Annotated in this window: 17 protein-coding genes; 9 read left to right on the top strand and 8 right to left on the bottom strand. The window is 35.7% G+C overall.

Features of this window, described 5'->3' with window-relative positions; all coding sequences use genetic code 11:
- Window positions 1-421: 421 nt before the first annotated feature.
- Genes AACL20_RS01070 through AACL20_RS01055 form a run of 4 tightly spaced genes read left to right on the top strand, consistent with a single transcriptional unit; the run spans window position 422 to window position 3283 of the window.
- A complete protein-coding gene (locus tag AACL20_RS01070; RefSeq protein WP_339052308.1) occupies window positions 422-724 on the top strand; it encodes a YerC/YecD family TrpR-related protein in 303 nt (100 codons plus the stop codon).
- Window positions 725-762: 38 nt separating this feature from the next.
- Window positions 763-1692, top strand: a complete 930-nt coding sequence (locus tag AACL20_RS01065) for an ABC transporter substrate-binding protein (protein WP_339052307.1) — start codon at window positions 763-765, stop codon at window positions 1690-1692.
- Window positions 1692-2534, top strand: a complete 843-nt coding sequence (locus AACL20_RS01060) for an ABC transporter permease subunit (protein WP_339052306.1) — start codon at window positions 1692-1694, stop codon at window positions 2532-2534. The genes AACL20_RS01065 and AACL20_RS01060 overlap by 1 nt, the downstream gene beginning before the upstream one ends.
- Entirely contained in the window at window positions 2528-3283 is a 756-nt protein-coding gene (locus AACL20_RS01055) for an ABC transporter ATP-binding protein (RefSeq protein ID WP_339052305.1), read from the top strand. Before AACL20_RS01060 ends, AACL20_RS01055 begins: the two co-directional genes overlap by 7 nt.
- Window positions 3284-3412: 129 nt before the next feature.
- Here AACL20_RS01055 and AACL20_RS01050 read toward each other — a convergent pair whose 3' ends face one another.
- The 4 genes from AACL20_RS01050 to lptC all read right to left on the bottom strand — a co-directional run bounded on the left by AACL20_RS01050 (window position 3413) and on the right by lptC (window position 6861).
- The gene (locus AACL20_RS01050; protein WP_339052304.1) at window positions 3413-3889 is read right to left on the bottom strand and encodes a GNAT family N-acetyltransferase; all 477 of its coding nucleotides are present in this window, start codon (window positions 3887-3889) and stop codon (window positions 3413-3415) included.
- On the bottom strand, window positions 3886-4842 hold the full coding sequence (locus AACL20_RS01045) for a GNAT family N-acetyltransferase (protein ID WP_339052303.1): 957 nt from the start codon (window positions 4840-4842) through the stop codon (window positions 3886-3888). Before AACL20_RS01045 ends, AACL20_RS01050 begins: the two co-directional genes overlap by 4 nt.
- A gap of 53 nt (window positions 4843-4895) precedes the next feature.
- Complete coding sequence (locus AACL20_RS01040; protein WP_339052302.1) at window positions 4896-6188, bottom strand: pyruvate dehydrogenase complex dihydrolipoamide acetyltransferase; 1293 nt, start codon at window positions 6186-6188, stop codon at window positions 4896-4898.
- 76 nt (window positions 6189-6264) lie between these two features.
- Window positions 6265-6861 carry an LPS export ABC transporter periplasmic protein LptC gene (lptC, locus tag AACL20_RS01035; RefSeq protein ID WP_339052301.1) on the bottom strand — a complete coding sequence of 199 codons (597 nt, stop codon included), beginning with the start codon at window positions 6859-6861 and terminating at the stop codon, window positions 6265-6267.
- A 418-nt stretch (window positions 6862-7279) separates the two neighbouring features.
- Here lptC and AACL20_RS01030 point away from each other — a divergent pair.
- A protein-coding gene (locus AACL20_RS01030) for an IS5 family transposase (protein WP_339051669.1) occupies window positions 7280-8100 on the top strand; the annotation gives its coding sequence in 2 pieces (ribosomal slippage) (window positions 7280-7667 and window positions 7667-8100; 822 coding nt in all).
- 213 nt (window positions 8101-8313) lie between these two features.
- Here AACL20_RS01030 and rsmA read toward each other — a convergent pair.
- Entirely contained in the window at window positions 8314-9117 is an 804-nt protein-coding gene (gene rsmA, locus AACL20_RS01025; RefSeq protein ID WP_339052300.1) for a 16S rRNA (adenine(1518)-N(6)/adenine(1519)-N(6))-dimethyltransferase RsmA, read from the bottom strand.
- 72 nt (window positions 9118-9189) lie between these two features.
- Between rsmA and AACL20_RS01020 the strand changes: the two genes are divergently transcribed.
- Window positions 9190-10101 (top strand): aminotransferase class IV, encoded by a 912-nt coding sequence (locus AACL20_RS01020; RefSeq protein WP_339052299.1) that lies wholly within the window; start codon window positions 9190-9192, stop codon window positions 10099-10101.
- Window positions 10102-10175: 74 nt separating this feature from the next.
- On the opposite strand, the gene AACL20_RS01015 is transcribed toward AACL20_RS01020, so the two are convergent.
- Together AACL20_RS01015 and AACL20_RS01010 are read right to left on the bottom strand one after the other, a co-directional pair.
- On the bottom strand, window positions 10176-11534 hold the full coding sequence (locus AACL20_RS01015) for a S41 family peptidase (RefSeq protein WP_339052298.1): 1359 nt from the start codon (window positions 11532-11534) through the stop codon (window positions 10176-10178).
- A gap of 588 nt (window positions 11535-12122) precedes the next feature.
- Window positions 12123-13304 carry a YifB family Mg chelatase-like AAA ATPase gene (locus AACL20_RS01010; protein WP_339052297.1) on the bottom strand — a complete coding sequence of 394 codons (1182 nt, stop codon included), beginning with the start codon at window positions 13302-13304 and terminating at the stop codon, window positions 12123-12125.
- Window positions 13305-13357: 53 nt separating this feature from the next.
- Between AACL20_RS01010 and AACL20_RS01005 the strand changes: the two genes are divergently transcribed.
- Both AACL20_RS01005 and AACL20_RS01000 read left to right on the top strand, forming a co-directional pair.
- Entirely contained in the window at window positions 13358-13801 is a 444-nt protein-coding gene (locus AACL20_RS01005; protein WP_339052233.1) for a hypothetical protein, read from the top strand.
- Entirely contained in the window at window positions 13705-13938 is a 234-nt protein-coding gene (locus AACL20_RS01000; RefSeq protein WP_339052649.1) for an IS1 family transposase, read from the top strand. Before AACL20_RS01005 ends, AACL20_RS01000 begins: the two co-directional genes overlap by 97 nt.
- Before the next feature lie 120 nt (window positions 13939-14058).
- Here the strand turns inward: AACL20_RS01000 and AACL20_RS00995 are convergent, their stop codons facing one another.
- Window positions 14059-14418 (bottom strand): magnesium chelatase domain-containing protein, encoded by a 360-nt coding sequence (locus AACL20_RS00995; protein ID WP_339052296.1) that lies wholly within the window; start codon window positions 14416-14418, stop codon window positions 14059-14061.
- Window positions 14419-14775: 357 nt separating this feature from the next.
- Between AACL20_RS00995 and AACL20_RS00990 the strand changes: the two genes are divergently transcribed.
- On the top strand, window positions 14776-17028 hold the full coding sequence (locus AACL20_RS00990) for an FtsK/SpoIIIE family DNA translocase (RefSeq protein WP_339052295.1): 2253 nt from the start codon (window positions 14776-14778) through the stop codon (window positions 17026-17028).
- Window positions 17029-17507 lie beyond the last annotated feature (479 nt).

The following is a 17507-nucleotide window of genomic DNA, read 5'->3' as shown; positions in this document are numbered from 1 at the left end:
TCAAAAAGACAAAGTTTAGCATGACTCTTTTATGCTACTTTAGCCATATCTCTCAGGCAAATGAAGAGTTGGTATTGAGTCTATCCGTCAAAAATCTATTTGCTACGCAAATAGATTTTTGCGTAAGGTCAATGTACAACAATTAGCTTTTAGCCGCGGTCCTGCCATAATCTTTGGATATTATACTAACTCTCCCAAATAACAGAATACTTTAGCTGCGTCTTTTTAGAAAAATTAAGCGCCCCCATGGCCGCTGTACTTCTAGTAAAGCTTACTTTAAAGCTCATCTTAAATTTTCTAAAAAATATACAGCTACTATATTCTGTTATTTGGGAAAGTTGGTATTAGTATTTATTTTTCTTGACTTATTAGACCCGCCGTACTACTTTAGTAGCATACTAGTTTAGTAACAAGGTAAGGCATGACTAATGATCATAATAAAAATATAAAAGAATTGTGCCAAGCTCTACTTTTGCTAGAAACAGATAGAGAGGCATATAATTTTTTAAAAGATTTATGCACACCAGCTGAATTAATTGCACTCACCGAACGATGGCAGATATGCAAAGCACTGAATAATGGCTTATCATATCGCGAAATTCATGCTCAAACAGGAGCAAGTTTAACAACAATAGGACGGGTAGCAAGATTTTTAAAAGATGAGCAATATCAAGGCTATTCTGCCTTACTACAAAAATTAAAAAATAAAAAAACCTCAGCATGAAGAAAGTACTGACATTTGCAATATCTATATTTTTTGCAATGAATACATTTGCTGCTGAAAATATGAAAAAGGTATTCATTAACAAATTAGTTGAACACCCGGCACTAAACATGACTATAGAAGGAATTATTGATGGTTTGGAACAAAATGGGTATGAGCGTGGTGTCAATCTAGATCTGCGAGTTGAATCCGCACAAGCCAACCCCGCTTTAGCTTCTCAAATCGCAGCAAAATTTGTTGGTAAAGGAGCAGATGTTGTAGTCGGTGTTGCTACTATTTCCGCTCAAAGCTTTGCCAAATACGCAAAAGAAAATAAAATAAAGCTAGTGTTTAGCTCAGTCACAGATCCCATAAAAGCTGAGCTTGTACAAAGTTTATCAGAGCCAGGAAATAATACTTCAGGCGTATCAAATTTTGTTGAACTCAAGCCTCAAATCACGTTATTTCAACAAATCCAACCAAATTTAAAGCGACTAGGATTTTTATATAATCCAAGCGAAATTAACTCTTTAAGTTTGATAGAAAAACTAGAAGAATTGTGCCATAAACTTGGCATAACCTTGGTATTGCAAGCTGCAAATAAAACTTCAGAGGTAGCTCAAGCATCAACTAAGCTAGCTGCGAACGTCGATGCTATATTCATCAGTAATGATAGCACAGCACTTTCTGCTTTGCAGACAATCATTAATGTTGCAACTAAAGTGAAGATACCTGTTTATGTAAGCGATACTGATGCTGTAAAGCTAGGCGCTTTAGCAGCACTTGGACCTAATCAATATGAAATAGGCATACAAACAGCACAAATTATTGCTCGAAGCCTGAAAGGCGAAGATGTAGGTATGATACCTGTAGAGTTTCCAGCTAGCACAGAACTTTTTCTCAATGAAGATACTGCGCAGAAAATTGGAATGCAATTACCAAATGACATTAAAGCGATCGCTACAAAAATCATTACAAAGAGTAAGTGATGACACTAAACGAAATTATAATGAGCCTAGAAATCGGAATCATTTATGGAATTGTTGCAATTGGAATATACCTAACATTTCGTATTATAGATTTTCCAGATTTAACTTGTGATGGCAGCTTTGTTTTAGGCGCTGCTGTTTCAAGTATTATGATCAAATCTGGGTTTGATCCTTGGCTATCTTTGATAGCTGCCATATTTGCAGGTGGTGTTGCAGGATGCATTACAAGCATATTATATACCAAATTCCAAGTCACTAATTTACTTTCTGGGATATTGGTAAGTTTTATGCTTTATTCAGTTAACCTGCGTATTATGGATGGCATTCCCAATATTACTCTTATTAACGACGCTACTATCTTTTTTGAGTCTCCTATAGTTGCATTAACTATTATCATCTTATCAATATGCGCTATTGTCACATACTTGCTCATGACAGATTTTGGCTTGGCATTGCGCAGTATAGGTCAAAACAAGAGGTTAGCACAAAACAGCGGCGTAAATTTTAAGCTTATGGTCATAATAGGACTTGTTTTCAGTAATGCAATTATTGCTCTAGGCGGTGCATTGTTCAGTCAACATCAAGGCTTTGCTGATGTTGGAAGCGGAATAGGCACTGTGATTGTAGGACTTGCTTCAGTAATGATTGGCGAAAGAGTCATGTCAAGTCAGTCTATTTTAGTACAAACTATCAGCTGTTTAATTGGATCTATCATATATAGATTATTCATCAGTTTTGCGCTTTATAGTGATTCTTTAGGTCTTGCAACTGCTGATTTAAACTTGCTCACAGGACTTATGGTGATAGCAATAGTGTATTTATCAAAGAGGCGTGCATGCTAAGACTTGAGAATATTAATATTGTTTTGGGTAAGAATACTAAGCTAGAGCGAAAAGTCTTAAATTACTTAAATTTAGATGTTAAAGAAGGAGAATTCGTTGTTGTGATAGGTGGCAATGGAGCAGGTAAATCTACAATGTTTAATATAATCTCTGGGTTTATAAAACCAGATTCTGGTAAAGTATTCATTCTAAAACAAGACATTACCAATACATCGCAGATATATAGAGCCAATCTAGTATCCAAAGTGATGCAGGACCCAAAATCTGGTACAATGGAAAATATGACTATCTTGGAAAATATGGCTTTTGCACTAAAAAGAGGACAAAAAAGGGGGTTACAGCTGTTTACTAACAAAAATCGTACTCGGTTATTTAGAGAAAAATTAAGCACAGTAAACATGGGGCTGGAGAATAGGATTGATGATCTGGTAAGCAACTTATCTGGTGGTCAAAGGCAGGTGCTTAGTATTGTCATGGCTATGCTACAAGATTCTAAAATACTGCTATTAGATGAAATCACAGCAGCCTTAGATCCTGCAAGTAGTGAATATACCATAGAATTAACAAATCAGATTGTGCGCAAGCAAAAGCTTACTTGTATCATGATTACACACAACATGGCACATGCTATCAAATATGGAGATAGGTTATTGCTCCTGAAAAATGGCTCTTTTGTTAAAGAGTATGATAAAGTTACAAAATCTGTGTTAACACCTGCTGAGCTTGCTGCTGAATTTGGCGAAATATGATATATACTGGTCATATTTCAAAAATTGTCGTCGTTGAAATGCTCATTAGTCTTATTCGGCGCATTCTAATTTGAAATTTAAACTATGCACATACCCCATAATACACAAGTTCGACGTAAGTAAGTCCACCTATATATGCATTTCCATAACAAAATTGGTCAGCTCCACACCACACCTCGTAATGGTTTGTTGCCTGACAAGATTAAATCCTTTCGCTTCAAAAAATGGCTTTGCTGTAATACTGACCTCTGCATAAATCCTAGGAATTGATTTATAGCGCGCTTCTTTCTCTATCTCGCCCATGAGCAATGTCCCAACACCAATACCTTGAAATTCATGATGCACATAAAAACAATCAATATGTCCACTTGGTTCAAATTCTGCAAAGCCAACTATTGTTTCGCCTATTTGCGCGACAAATGGAATTAAAGTAGACCACTTCTTTTGCCATCTCTCAATCTCAAGACAAGTAGTAGGACAGCAAGCATTTAGCTGTTCTTTTGTGTAATCTTTCGCATTAACAATGTGTATTGTGTTGTAAAAAATCTGAATTAAAAATTGTGCATCATCATCTTGATAACGCCTAATTTTAATCTTATTGCTCATAGTATTTTACCAATTTGAATGTCATCTGTATCAGATTTCTTACCTTTAAGATCATCAAACGGCATTTTTGTATAGCCATTTTTTAGATAAAACTTCAAAGAGCTTTCTCTTGATTTTGCATGAATGCTTTTGATGCCTAGGCTCCTAAGCCACTTTTCGCTTAAAGCCAATAATCTACTACCTGCATTTTGATTTCGTTGATTCTCATCTACAACAATAATCCGTATGGCGGATCTTGACTCTGGCAAAAACTGAATATGTGTATAACCAATAATCTCTGTGCCTTTATATAAAACCAAATGAGCATGCTCAGAGTGTTTCAATGTCCAAATATATGGATCATCTGCGTAACTAGAAGCAGAAAAATACTTATCACGAAAATACCTCACAGCATCCCATTCAGTAGTATGTGCACATAACACGAATCTATACCTGTTAAAACCAGACTGGTTTAATACATTTTGAATAAAATCATTTTTACCCAAAGTATAACCTCTATAAATAGAGTCGTTTTTCTTATGGGAAGAGTCTTCTGCAATGAGTCTATATTTAAGCAGCTCGTATTCCTCTCTAGCACTTGAACTTCTGCACAAATGATCTCTAAATAAGATATTTAACTCAATTTCAGGATCGTTTTCTTCAAAAACGTGAAGATTGATGCTTCTTTCCTCAGCTCTGATTGTAAAATACCTTTGCAGAGGAATATTGAAGCCACCTCTATCTCTATATCCTATAGCTTCCAGCTGCGATTCTTTAAAAAATAAATCTAGGACAACGGCCATAATATCTATTTTAGGTTTTGCTGCAAGACCAGGTACTGAAGTTGACCCAATATGATGGATAGCAATGCAGTTACATCCTAATGCCTTTTTGATTTGAACGGCTTCTGCTTCAAAAATTCGTGGCCAATTAGGATCATATTGTACGACTTCAACACGATCTATTTTTTGCATAGGATTTTAACACTAATAAAACTGATAAAATCAGGATATCGGCAATCTTTCCATCAAAGCAAAAGTAAAGCAGGTTTTTCGATGATTTTTCGAACTTCGCTTAAAAATTCGGCAGCCTTTGCACCGTCTATGACCCTATGATCGCAGGATAAAGTCATATTCATAACACTTCCTATTTTCATATCATTACCTTTGACTACCGGTTGCTTTGTAACTGCACCAACTGCAAGTATTGCACTTTGCGGTGGGTTTATAATAGCACTAAAGCTTTTGATGCCATACATACCAAGATTTGAGATACTAAAACCACCACCTTGATACTCTTCTGGCATGAGTTTCCCAGCCTTTGCCTTTTCAGCCAAAGACTTGACTTCCTCTGAAATCTCACCAAGCGATTTTGTGTTTGCAGCCCTCACTATTGGTGTGATAAGACCGTCTTCAATGGCAACTGCGATTGAAATATCTACTCGATCATAGATAACTATTCCATCATTCGACCAAGAGGAATTTACCTCAGGTACTCTTGCCATTGCAAGCGCAACAGCTTTGATAACTATGTCGTTTACTGAAATTTTATAAGCTTTGCCAGATGCTATATTAATAGAAGTAGAATCATTTAAATCCTTACGAAGCTCCATAAGAGAATCTACATCGCAGTCAAGAGACAAGTAAAAGTGCGGAATATTTTGTTTAGACTCCACAAGACGAGTTGCAATCGTCTTCCTAATATTTGAAAGCTTCTGAACTGAAAAAGTGGACTGTGAATTATCATGTGAGGAATGTAATGACGAACTAGATTTTTTAGGGCCTTGCTGCGCTATTTTAGCAACTATATCACGCTTTAAAATTCTACCACCAGGGCCAGTGCCTTGTATGCCTGATATATCCACTCCTTCATTGGCAGCTATCCTCCTTGCAAGAGGGGTTATAAATTTTCTAACACCACTTTGCGCACTCAAAGAGCTAGAAGCTTCATTACTTGTACTGTGAGAGCTTATAATATTATTATCACCAATTAGAAAATTTGACTTGTCTTGCTCAGAATGTACTGAAGAATCATGCTCATATTCTGCAAGCATTTTATCAATTGCTTCCTTTCCTTCGCCATCTTCAAGTATGATAGCGATTAGATTATTTACCTTAACACCAGTTGTTCCAGCATTGACAACAATCTTTCCTAAGACTCCAGAATCTACAGCTTCAACTTCCATAGTTGCTTTATCAGTCTCTATCTCGGCTAAAATCTGTCCTGGTTCTACCAAATCACCTTCTTCTTTGATCCATTTTGCAACACTTCCTTCACTCATTGTAGGAGAAAGAGCTGGCATCAAAACCGCTATAGCCATTCTGATAAAACCTTAATAAATATTGATTATATTTCTAGAATAAAATATGCGCATCATACAGCACTTGCAACAAATTTTATTGCGTATAGTTGGCAATCTCAACTTGCACACCAGAACCAAAGTGCACCACATCATTTTCTATGATTTCAAGACTTCCTGCATTTATTGTTGTAGATTTAGTAATTACACGTAGTGGGCTTGTACTTCTAACAAAATTTTTAGAATAAAAAACATCTAAATTGCTGCACTCAAACATATCACCAGCATCACTCTTCATCTGCACATTGCCATTAAGTTTTAAAAGATGCGTATTTAGATCTACTACACCTTCCTGAGCACTCACATCCACTTTCATACGCTTTATATAAAGAGAAGCATTGATAGACTGTGCAGTTATCAAATTCTTCTCCTCTTTTAAAACAGTTTCAGCTTTTATAGCGACATTTCTACCACTTTCATCTGTTGTGCTCAACGAAAGCCCCTCTATTACAACCTCACCAACAGGATGCTTGTGCAAAGCTAAAATAGCTCCATTAAACATATTTGCCGATGTCATTCTATATAACCATGAGATAATAAGCAACACTCCAAGTAGAGACAAGATGATAAACACCTTGAGAAATGATATAAAATCTTTACGTTTTTTAAAAATATTCAAGTTAAAGTTGACCATACATAGGTACTTATAAATTGAAGCGTTTAAGTGACATAGCTAACTCTACCTAACATATATCTTTTGCTTTGTCATTGTGAAATATTGTCAGTATACCACCTGAGTTGTTAAATCTACACTGCGGAAAAATTCAAAATACACTAAATTATACATAAAAATACCGCCAGAAAACCAAGGGAAATATATTAAAAGTCCTAGCGGTATATACTCTTTAGAAGAGAATATACGATCTCTTAATAAAATTGCAATATATTTTCCATAAAATTTTAATGTATAAATTATGACAAAAGTTAGCGGCTTAAACTATGGACTGCATGAGTGTTTACACATTAGCAAAAATGCAAGTTGCGTAACATATATTAGACCTCTTGCATAACCATATAAATTGATTAAAATCCTTGATTTTATCAAGGATAACATGAAGTTTGAAAACATCAAAGATGAATACGCAGAAGAGTTTCGCAGGCTTACTGGCATTAAACGAGGAACGTTTGAAGTTATACTAAGTATATTAAAAGAAGCTGAAGCTATTTTAAAGTCTCAAGGTGGAAAACCCAATAAATTGGCTTTAGAAGATCGATTACTCATGACGCTTGAGTACTTGCGTGAATACAGGACATATTTTCATATTTCCCGCAGTTATGGAATAAGTGAAAGTGCCTGTTATCGTAATATACGTTGGATTGAAGATACTCTAATTAAAGATAAACGATTTTCACTACCTGGACGTAAAGCATTACTAAAAAGCGATTCTGAATACGAACTTGTGTTAATTGATGCTACTGAAACACCGATAGAACGACCTAAAAAAAACAGAAGCACTTTTATTCGGGAAAAAAGAGGCGACATACTCTAAAAACTCAGCTTATTGTGGATAAAAGGAAAAAAGAAATCATTTGCACTAATTTTTCTAATGGCAAGCGTCATGATTTCAGGTTATTTAAAGAATCCGGAGTTCACATCCACCCTGAGATTAAAGTTCTTACAGATACTGGTTATCAAGGCATTGATAAGTTGCATTATAATTCAGAGTTACCAAAGAAAAAGACAAAAAAGCGACCACTAAGCAGGAAAGATAAAAAGAAAAATCGTCAATTGTCTAGTGAACGTGTTTTAAATGAAAACGTCATAGGCATGATCAAACGATTTAAAATTATCGCTGATCGTTATAGGAACAGAAGAAAACGATTCGGTTTAAGGTTTAATTTACTTGCTGGTATCTATAACTTTGAGCTTTAAATAGGTTATGCAAGAGGTCTATTGATTATCGTATGCAAATTTTAATTAAACCATTCCATTATACATAGTAATTTTGGATACTATAAAATCTGTCTGTCAAAAATTTATTTACTATGCAAATAAATTTTTGCGGAAAGTGAAATATGCCCAATTTAGCTTGGCAACCGAGATAAATCTTTAGCTTCTTAGAGTTATGACATAGGCAGGTGACTATTAAAGCTGTACATATAGCTCAGATAATGTACAAAAATCTTCTATTGATATCTCTTCTGCTCTCTTTGATTCATCAATATTACACTCATGTAGAATTTGAGTAGTATTTTTTCCAAATACAGACTTCAGTGAAGATCTTAACATTTTACGTCTTTGCGAAAAAGCCGCTTTACATACAATTTCCAAAGCATCAAAGTTGCAGTGGAACAGCGGCTTTATTCTTGGAATCATATGTATAACAGATGATAATACCTTAGGTTTTGGGAAGAAAGCCTCTCTAGGGACTTCTATTACCTCTTCGATATCACATAAAAGCTGAGCAATTATGCTAATTCTCCCAAAATCTTTTGAACCACCTTTTGCTACAATTCTTTCTGCAACTTCTTTCTGGACCATTACAGTAATGCTTGAAAATAGGTCAATCAATCCTAACCATTTTACTATAAGCGCGGTCGATATATTATAAGGTAGGTTTGCAATAATCTTATTATTTCTTCCACTAAGAATTGAACGTTCATCGAATGATAGCGCATCTCCATTTATGATTTCTAGCTTTTCACTTGATGATAGAAGATTTGAGGATTTTAATGCTGTAATACATCTAATGTCTCTCTCTATAGCAATAATCCTACCTGCTTTTGATGTGAGAAGGTAGTTAGTTAAAGCTCCAGTTCCTGGCCCTACTTCGAATACTGTTGTATCGTCATTAATTTCTCCAGACTTTGAAACAATCAGTGAAGCAATACTATGATCTATCAAGAAGTGTTGACCAAGGTTTTTTTTTGGTTGCAGTTTGTAACGCATACTATGTATAATTTATTGTTTAATCATTATTGTTATAAGTATTATATCAAATATTGAGTCTTTAAAATCTATATGCAGATACTTTCAGATTTATTTCAAGGAAAATGTTGGCTAAACGGAAAAATATTATATGCAGATTCTGCAAATATTTCAATATTTAACCATTCTTTGCATTATTCAGGTGCTATATTCGAAGGTATTAGAACATATAACTATGTTCCATTCAAGCTGCAAGAGCATATGGAGCGTTTTCAACAATCAGCTAGTATGATGGGCTATACTCTACCATATAGTGTACTTGAACTAAATAGTGCTGTTTTGCACATTATCAAGGAAAATGATTTGAAGTCTGGTTATATCAGGCCTGTTGCTTGGCGTGGCCCAGAAACTCAAACCATATATAGCAAGAAATGTAGTATACAAACTGCGATTTTAGGATGGAGAGCATTCGATGATGCAAAAGAGTATACAAAAAATAGTCATGAGCTCTCAATTGAAATTTCTACTTGGAGAAAAATATCAAAAGATATGGTTCCAATTCAGGCTAAAGCTTCTGGACTTTATATGATGAACACAATTGCAAAAAATGACGCTGTATCAAGAGGGTTTGATGACGCTATTATGTTAGATATAGATGATTTTATTACAGAAGCTACGACATCAAATTTCTTTTATGTGAAAGATGATGTGCTGTATACTCCGATCGCTGATTCTTTCTTAGATGGAATTACTAGGAGAACCGTGCTAGAACTTGCAAAAAACTGCAAAATACAAAGTAAAGAAGTTAGGTGTAGCATGTCTGATGTAGAATCTGCTGATGCTGCTTTTCTCACTGGAACTGCAATGGGAATTACACCAATTAGAGAAATCTATTATTACAAAAATAAAAAGCTAACAAAGCTCAATATAAATAACAAGGTAATGCTAGAACTTATAGCACAGTATAATTTACTTACTACTGGTCAACTTTGTAATGATAACTAGTCTGTACCGCATGGCAAAAATTTATTTTTGACGTATAGACTTTATAATGATTAGTGACTAGCAAAATTTTTTGATCATCTATAAAGCGCCATCACCTTAACTGTGTCTATAGCTCTTAACAATTGAAAATCTTGAGATTCATCCAAATTCATTAACGTTCTTATGTTTTCTTTTTGTGCATTTGTCATGCTATCAGATTTTTTCCGCAAATGTCCTTTTAGGGAAGCTTCAGATCCTATTATATTACTACCATCCTCTACTTGCTTTACTATCGCTTCTGGCACTATTATGTCCGGAGTGATACCAGCAGCCTGTATAGACGTACCAGAAGGCGTGTAGTAAAGAGCTGTGGTAAGCTTTATTGCTCCACCACTGCTTAGCGGAATCACTTTCTGTACAGAGCCCTTCCCAAAAGACTTAGTGCCAACCACAAGCGCTCTCTTATTCTCTTGCAATGCTCCTGCAACTATCTCTGCAGCAGATGCAGAACCTCCATTAATTAACACAACTATAGGCATACCACCAGTAATGTCGCTATTCTCTGCACAAAAAACTTGGTTCATCTCACTATTTCTGCTTTTTATTGACACGATTACACCTTCTCTAAGGAAAAGATCAGCCACCTCTTTTGCTTGCTCAAGCAAACCTCCAGGGTTCCATCTTAAATCTAGCACAATTCCAGATATAGAAGGATTTTCTTTAATTAAATTCGCATATTCTTTTTTTATAATCGACGCAGTCCTTTCATTGAAATTAGATACGTTGAAATATCCAACTGACTTCCCTCCAACAAGCTTTGCCTTCACAGGAACCAACTTTATTACTTCTCGAACTATTTTTGTATCCAGTACACCGTAATTCTCTCTATAAATTTTTATGTTCACTGAAGTACCAGGCTCACCACGTAATTTATCCACAGCTTCATTAATCGACATCCCCTTCACCATTTCTCCATCGATTGCAATAATACTATCGCCTATTTTTATACCAGCTCTAAATGCTGGTCCATCTTCGTAAGGCGAAATTATCCTCAGCATCCCATTTTCCATCGTCATTTCTATACCAAGACCACCAAACTCACCTTTAGTAGCTATTTTCATCTCGTTATACGTCTTTTGGTCCAAGTACATCGAATGCGGGTCAAGAGATGTCAGCATACCTTGTATTGCCGATTCTATCAGCTTTTGTTCATCTACATCTGCTACATACTCCTGCTTGACATACTCCATTACAGCTTGAAAAAACCTAAGAGAGTGATATCCGCTAAGTCCACTTTCTGCAGCCGCGACATTACAAATGAATACATTAAACAAAAATAATACTGCATAAAATGTATTACACAAACTTCTGATTACTTTTGTTATGATCTTGACAAGAGAATATGCCATAGAAGAATTTGTATACTTAATATATTGATTATTTTTATTAGTCATAAATATCTCGATTTGCAATGCAGCAACATGAGTGAATATAACGTCTTACATCTGTGTTTTCAATTTCTGCTTTTATAAGAATGTATTTTTAATATTAATCTTGCTGATGAACTGAACTTTCTCTACTTAGATTTATTTTTTTATCACTTTCTGATTTCTCAAATACACTATTCCATATATATTTGTAAATGGCCCGTTGAGATCAAAACATTCGATATTGATTAGCACGTGCACCAAAAGTCTCAGAAGTGGCATAAAATAGTGTTTAGAATGTCAAAATAGCGTTTTAAATCCGTAAGGAAATGTTATAAGTCAGCGCAAAAAACTTACGGATTTTGTGAAAGTAAGATTTCAGCATAAGGCCAATTAATACATCCGAAAATTAGCGCAGGACAGATCTAAAAGCTAATTTTGTACATTTAACTTCTCCGCAAAAATTGCTTTGCTGCGCAAATAAATTTTTGGCGGATAGACTGATTAGAGGTTTTAGAGATTTTGCTTATCATTTATAACATAAAAGGTCACTCACTTATTGTCGTATAGATGGTATTTTGGTTGGATATCGATGCTTGAAATACCATGGCACCATTACTTTCTTGCCACTCTATAACCTATTGCTTCTGCAAGGTGCAGCACATTTACTTCTTTTGCTTGCGAAAGATCAGCGATGGTTCTTGCTACTCTCAGAATTTTATTAAAGCCGCGCATTGATATATGCATCTTTGTACACGCTTTTTTCATCAAGTTTTTTGATTCCTCGTCCATCTTGACAACATCATATAAAAGCTCACCATTTAACTCAGAGTTAAGCTTAATTCCAAGATTTTCATAGCGTTCTAATTGTGTAATTCGAGCTAACATTACTCGTTTTGCAACAACTTCAGATGATTCACCGCGTTCCATTTCATCGCTTAGAATATCAACTGCTCGAACCTCGATTTGCATATCAAATCTGTCAAAAAGTGGTCCAGAAATCTTATTTTGGTAATCTTCAACACAGCTTGGAGCTCTACTACATTGCATATTGTTAGGCTCTCCATAATATCCACATCTACATGGGTTCATCGCTGCTATCAGTTGAAAGTTTGCAGGGTAAGTAACGTGGTTATTTACTCTTGCTATTGTAATGCACCGGCTTTCTATCGGCTGCCTTAATGCTTCTAGAGTATTTCTTGAAAATTCTGGAAGCTCATCTAAAAATAGGATGCCTAGGTGCGCAAGTGTTATTTCACCAGGTTTAGCATTTTTTCCTCCACCTACCATTGCAGGAAGAGAAGAGGAACAGTGAGGTTCTCTAAACGGCCTTTCTTCTACTAGCATATTGCTAGAGAGTTCACCTGCTATGCTAGCAATTATACTGGATTCAAGTCTTTCTTCATGTGAAAGTGCTGGCATTATCCCAGGCAATCTCTTAGCGAGCATAGATTTGCCAGAACCAGGGGGACCTATCATTAGCATATGATGCCCGCCTGCAGCTGCAATTTCCAACGCCCTTTTAGGAATTATTTGGCCTTGTATGTCTTGCAGATCCGGCTTTTTCTCTCCATGCATTCTAATTTCAGGTAATATCGGAGAGCACATCTTTTGTTTTCCAGTAAAGTGATTAAGCACCTCCAATAAACCATTTGCTGCATATACATCACTATTTCCAGACCATGCTGCTTCTAAGCTATTTTCTGCTGGATATATTAGTCCTTTATTTATGGAGTTTGCTTTTATTGCGGCCGGAAGTATTCCTGTCACTTTCGTAAGTTTTCCGAGAGTTTTCACAATTAGATAGAGATATGATATGATCACTGTTTTAAGAACTAAATGGTGGTTTTATGGTTTGTTGTAAGGGATGTGGTTCCGATAGCTTTATAAAAAACGGCATTGTGAGGGGTGTACAGCGTTATAAGTGCAGATCATGCCTTCTAAATTTTGTTGAGGGCGATCTGCGCAAAAAGCCTCAAACAGCCGTTAAGAAAGCACTATGTGTTATGCTATATAGCCTTGGCAAGGCCTCTTTTTCTATGTTAGGCAGGATATTAGGACACTCACCGTCCATAATTTATCGCTGGTTAGTAGAGGCGATGAACAAGACTCAGGAGCCAATCATCTCTTCGGATATTATGGAGATGGAATTTGACGAGATGTGGCATTTTATTGGTTCAAAAAAAACAAGCTTTGGATCATCAAGGCGGTTGATCGTAGCACAAGGAGAACTGTTGCATGGGTTACAGGCAATCGTGATACTGCAACATTCCAAAAGCTCTACGACAAAGTGAGTCATCTGAAAGAATGTCATTTTTATACGGATGATTGGAATGCTTTTTCTAAAGTTTTACCAAAAAAGCGTCATACGATTGGCAAGTCTGGCACAGTATCTATCGAGAGAGATAATAGTAACACGCGACATCATTGACACGGCGTACTAAGATCGTTTCAAAGAAGGAGTCAATGGTCTACGGATCCATCAAGCTTTGGTGCGCTCTTACAACACCACAAATATTTACACAATATCAAGAACAAACCTTATCTATCTTTATGTGAAAACTCTCAGTTTTCCATCCAACGAAAGCTCTCCCATTGCCACGTAATTTTCTAATTCCTCTTGTGGGATTATTTCAAGGTCTACAAGCAATCCAAGCGCAATGGGCAAATCAAAATGACTTCCATCTTTATTTAGATCTGCTGGAGATAAATTCACAGTAATTCTTTTAGTTGGCAAGGAAAGTCCCATACTAGAAAACGCAGCTCTAATTCGTTCCTTGGACTCCGCAACCGTTTTATTCGGAAGCCCTACTATACAGAAACTTGGAAGCCCTTGAACGATGTGAGTTTGAACATCTACCTCTCTTACTTCAATGCCGATGAAACAAAAAGTAGTGATATGTGAGACCATATGATATAAGTGAGCTTATTGGATACTGAATTATTAATATATCTTTATAAAAGATTATTTGTGTAGATCTCGTATAACTGTCCTTACACTTGTAGTTTTATTTGCGTGAAATCTATCAACTTTGCTTGCCTTTTAAATTTTTTCTGTGTCAATGCAGTTCTATAGGTCAATTCAATTTGCTGCGCTAACTTATATGAATTAGTTCGATATTTATGACGCATGTTGTTTAGCCTTATTTTTATCTATTAATTATTTTATTGATGACATATTGTTATGTAGCATAAGATAAGATTACATAAAATATATTTTTTCAACTAATTATTTAGCGCGATATAAAATTTTTATATAAAAAATATAATGATTGATATATTGTTTAGCTCTATACGCAGAGCGCTCGGTGTGTTTTTATTTATAATTTCAGCATGTTTGATATTTGCTATATCTACATTCTCACCTGAAGATAGTTCAATATTGCATGCTTCTTTAGCAACTCCTAAAAATTTGATGGGATGGTATGGAGCATACGTTGCAGAACCTATGATGCAAACATTTGGTTATGCAGTATTATTTCCAATTACCTTTTTAGTGACCATTGCACTCAAAATGTTGCAAAACAAACCTTCATGTTTTCATATATTGAGAATAAGTGCATTATTTTTAACATTACCAATTTTCGCAGGACTCTGCACATTCTTAGATATTTCTACAGAACCGCTTTTAAGACAAGGTGGCGGTTTTGTTGGTTTTTTTATCAAAAATGAATTAATGTGGCGCTTCAATCATGATATTGGTTTTACATTAGCAGCAGTTATCTCTTTAGTTGGCATTATAATTTCATTGCATATTACATTTTCAGAGTGGCGCTCTATCGTGGTATTTTTTACAAAAGCTGTATATAGAGGCACTGTCTCTTGTGGCATTTTATTCAGGAAGTTAAAGTCTATTTACATGCGCAATAATAAAGCATCACACGCCATAGATGATGTTATCTACAGTCATGATGAAAGTAAAAAAGTAGCAAATTCATCCCGAGAAAAAATCAAAATTCCTGATAAAACACGCTTCAAACCTATGTCTCAAACAGAGAATGAAGGAAAAGTGCAAAATAGCATCCTATGCGATGACAATTATAAATTACCGAATACTGGCTTACTAGATCCAATATCAACAATACAATCCAAAACTCAGGTAAACCAGCAAGCATTAGATTTAAATTCCGCTGCGCTAAAACAGGTTTTGGAAGATTTTGGTGTGCGTGGAGAAATTACCAACATATTCCCTGGACCAATAGTAACATTATATGAGCTTGAACCGTCAGCCGGAACAAAATCCTCACGTGTTATTAATATAGCAGATGATATAGCCCGCTCTATGAGCGCAATATCTGCTCGTATTGCAGTAATACCAGGGAAGAATGCAATAGGCATAGAGCTACCAAACCAAAAGCGAGCAGTTGTATATTTGAGAGAACTTTTAGAAAGTAAAGAGTACCATCAAAATAATGGAGGGCTGCCGATAATACTTGGGAAGAATATAGGAGGAGAAGCTGTTATTGCAGATCTTGCGAAAATGCCGCATTTGCTGGTTGCTGGAACAACGGGGTCAGGTAAATCAGTCGCGATAAATACAATGATACTATCCTTGCTTTATAAGCATTCTCCTAAGACTTGCAAACTTGTAATGATAGATCCAAAGATGCTTGAGCTTTCTGTATATGACGGAATTCCTCATCTAATAGCACCAGTTGTCACCGAACCAAAAAAAGCAGTTTCTGCATTAAAATGGGTAGTGCGTGAGATGGAAGAGCGCTATAGGATGATGTCGCTTATGGGTGTACGCAATATTAGTGGATACAATCACGTTATATCTGAACATATACAAAGTGGAAAGGCATTCTCAAAGCGAGTACAAACTGGTTTCGATCAAGAACTTGGTACACCTGTTTTTGAAAATATTGAAATGAAGAATGAGCTGCTGCCTTACATAGTTGTTATTGTTGATGAGATGGCGGATTTAATGCTTGTGGCTGGGAAAGATATAGAAGCTTACATACAAAGACTTGCTCAAATGGCTAGAGCTGCAGGTATCCACATAATTATGGCAACACAAAGGCCTTCTGTAGATGTAATCACTGGTGTAATTAAGGCAAACTTTCCTACTAGAATCAGCTTTCAAGTTACATCAAAGATAGACAGTAGGACAATTCTTGGAGAACAAGGTGCAGAGCAACTGCTTGGTATGGGCGACATGCTATACATGGTGCCTGGCGGGCGTATAGAACGCGTTCATGGTCCATTTGTACATGATAAGGAAGTAGAAAGCATAGTTGCTTTTTTGAAAGCACAAGGCGCTCCAAACTATATATCTGAAGATGAATTTATTGACAAAGAAGATGGAAATACTAGTGCTGCTCCTGAAGAAGTCTCAAGTGATCTATATGAAAAAGCAGTTGCAATAGTATTGCAAGATAGAAAAGCAAGTACGAGTTACCTGCAAAGATGTTTGAAAATAGGTTATAATAGAGCGGCCTCTTTGATTGAGAGGATGGAAAAAGAAGGTATCATAAGCCTTCCAAATCATGTTGGAAAGCGCGAAATATTAAAGGGCTAGCCTGTTTATTATGCAACATAAATCAACATTTGAAGAAGTTCTCCTGACTCGTACGCGCGCCAAGAGTCTCGAAACAAGCATGAAATGATGTCCCGAGTGTCAAAATAGCGCTTTAAATCCGTAAGAAAATGTTATAATAAGCGCAAAAAACTTACGGATTTGTATTATATACCATCAGAAAAAGTGAAAATTAATAATACTCAAAGTAGAATATTTGAGGAAAGACTATCTGACAGTTTGAATCCTCAACATAAGTTCAAATGCCACAAAGTGGCAATAGAGGACGAGCATTGTTGCATAATGAGACTATTTCATTATCGGTACATATAAAATGCTAAAGCTTCTCACTTCAAGAAGCTTTAGAAGATATAAGAATGAAGTCTTTTTTCAAGAGATTTAGAGTGTTTACCTTAATAATCATTTCAATTTGCCTTTTGTGCATAATTCACCAACTATTCATTTTACCTGCGGTATACACT

It is taken from the genome of Candidatus Lariskella endosymbiont of Epinotia ramella (assembly GCF_964019805.1).
Lineage (GTDB): Bacteria > Pseudomonadota > Alphaproteobacteria > Rickettsiales > Midichloriaceae > Lariskella.
The sequence above is the reverse complement of the archived record's forward strand: the minus strand, read 5'-3'. Positions and strand labels throughout refer to the sequence as shown.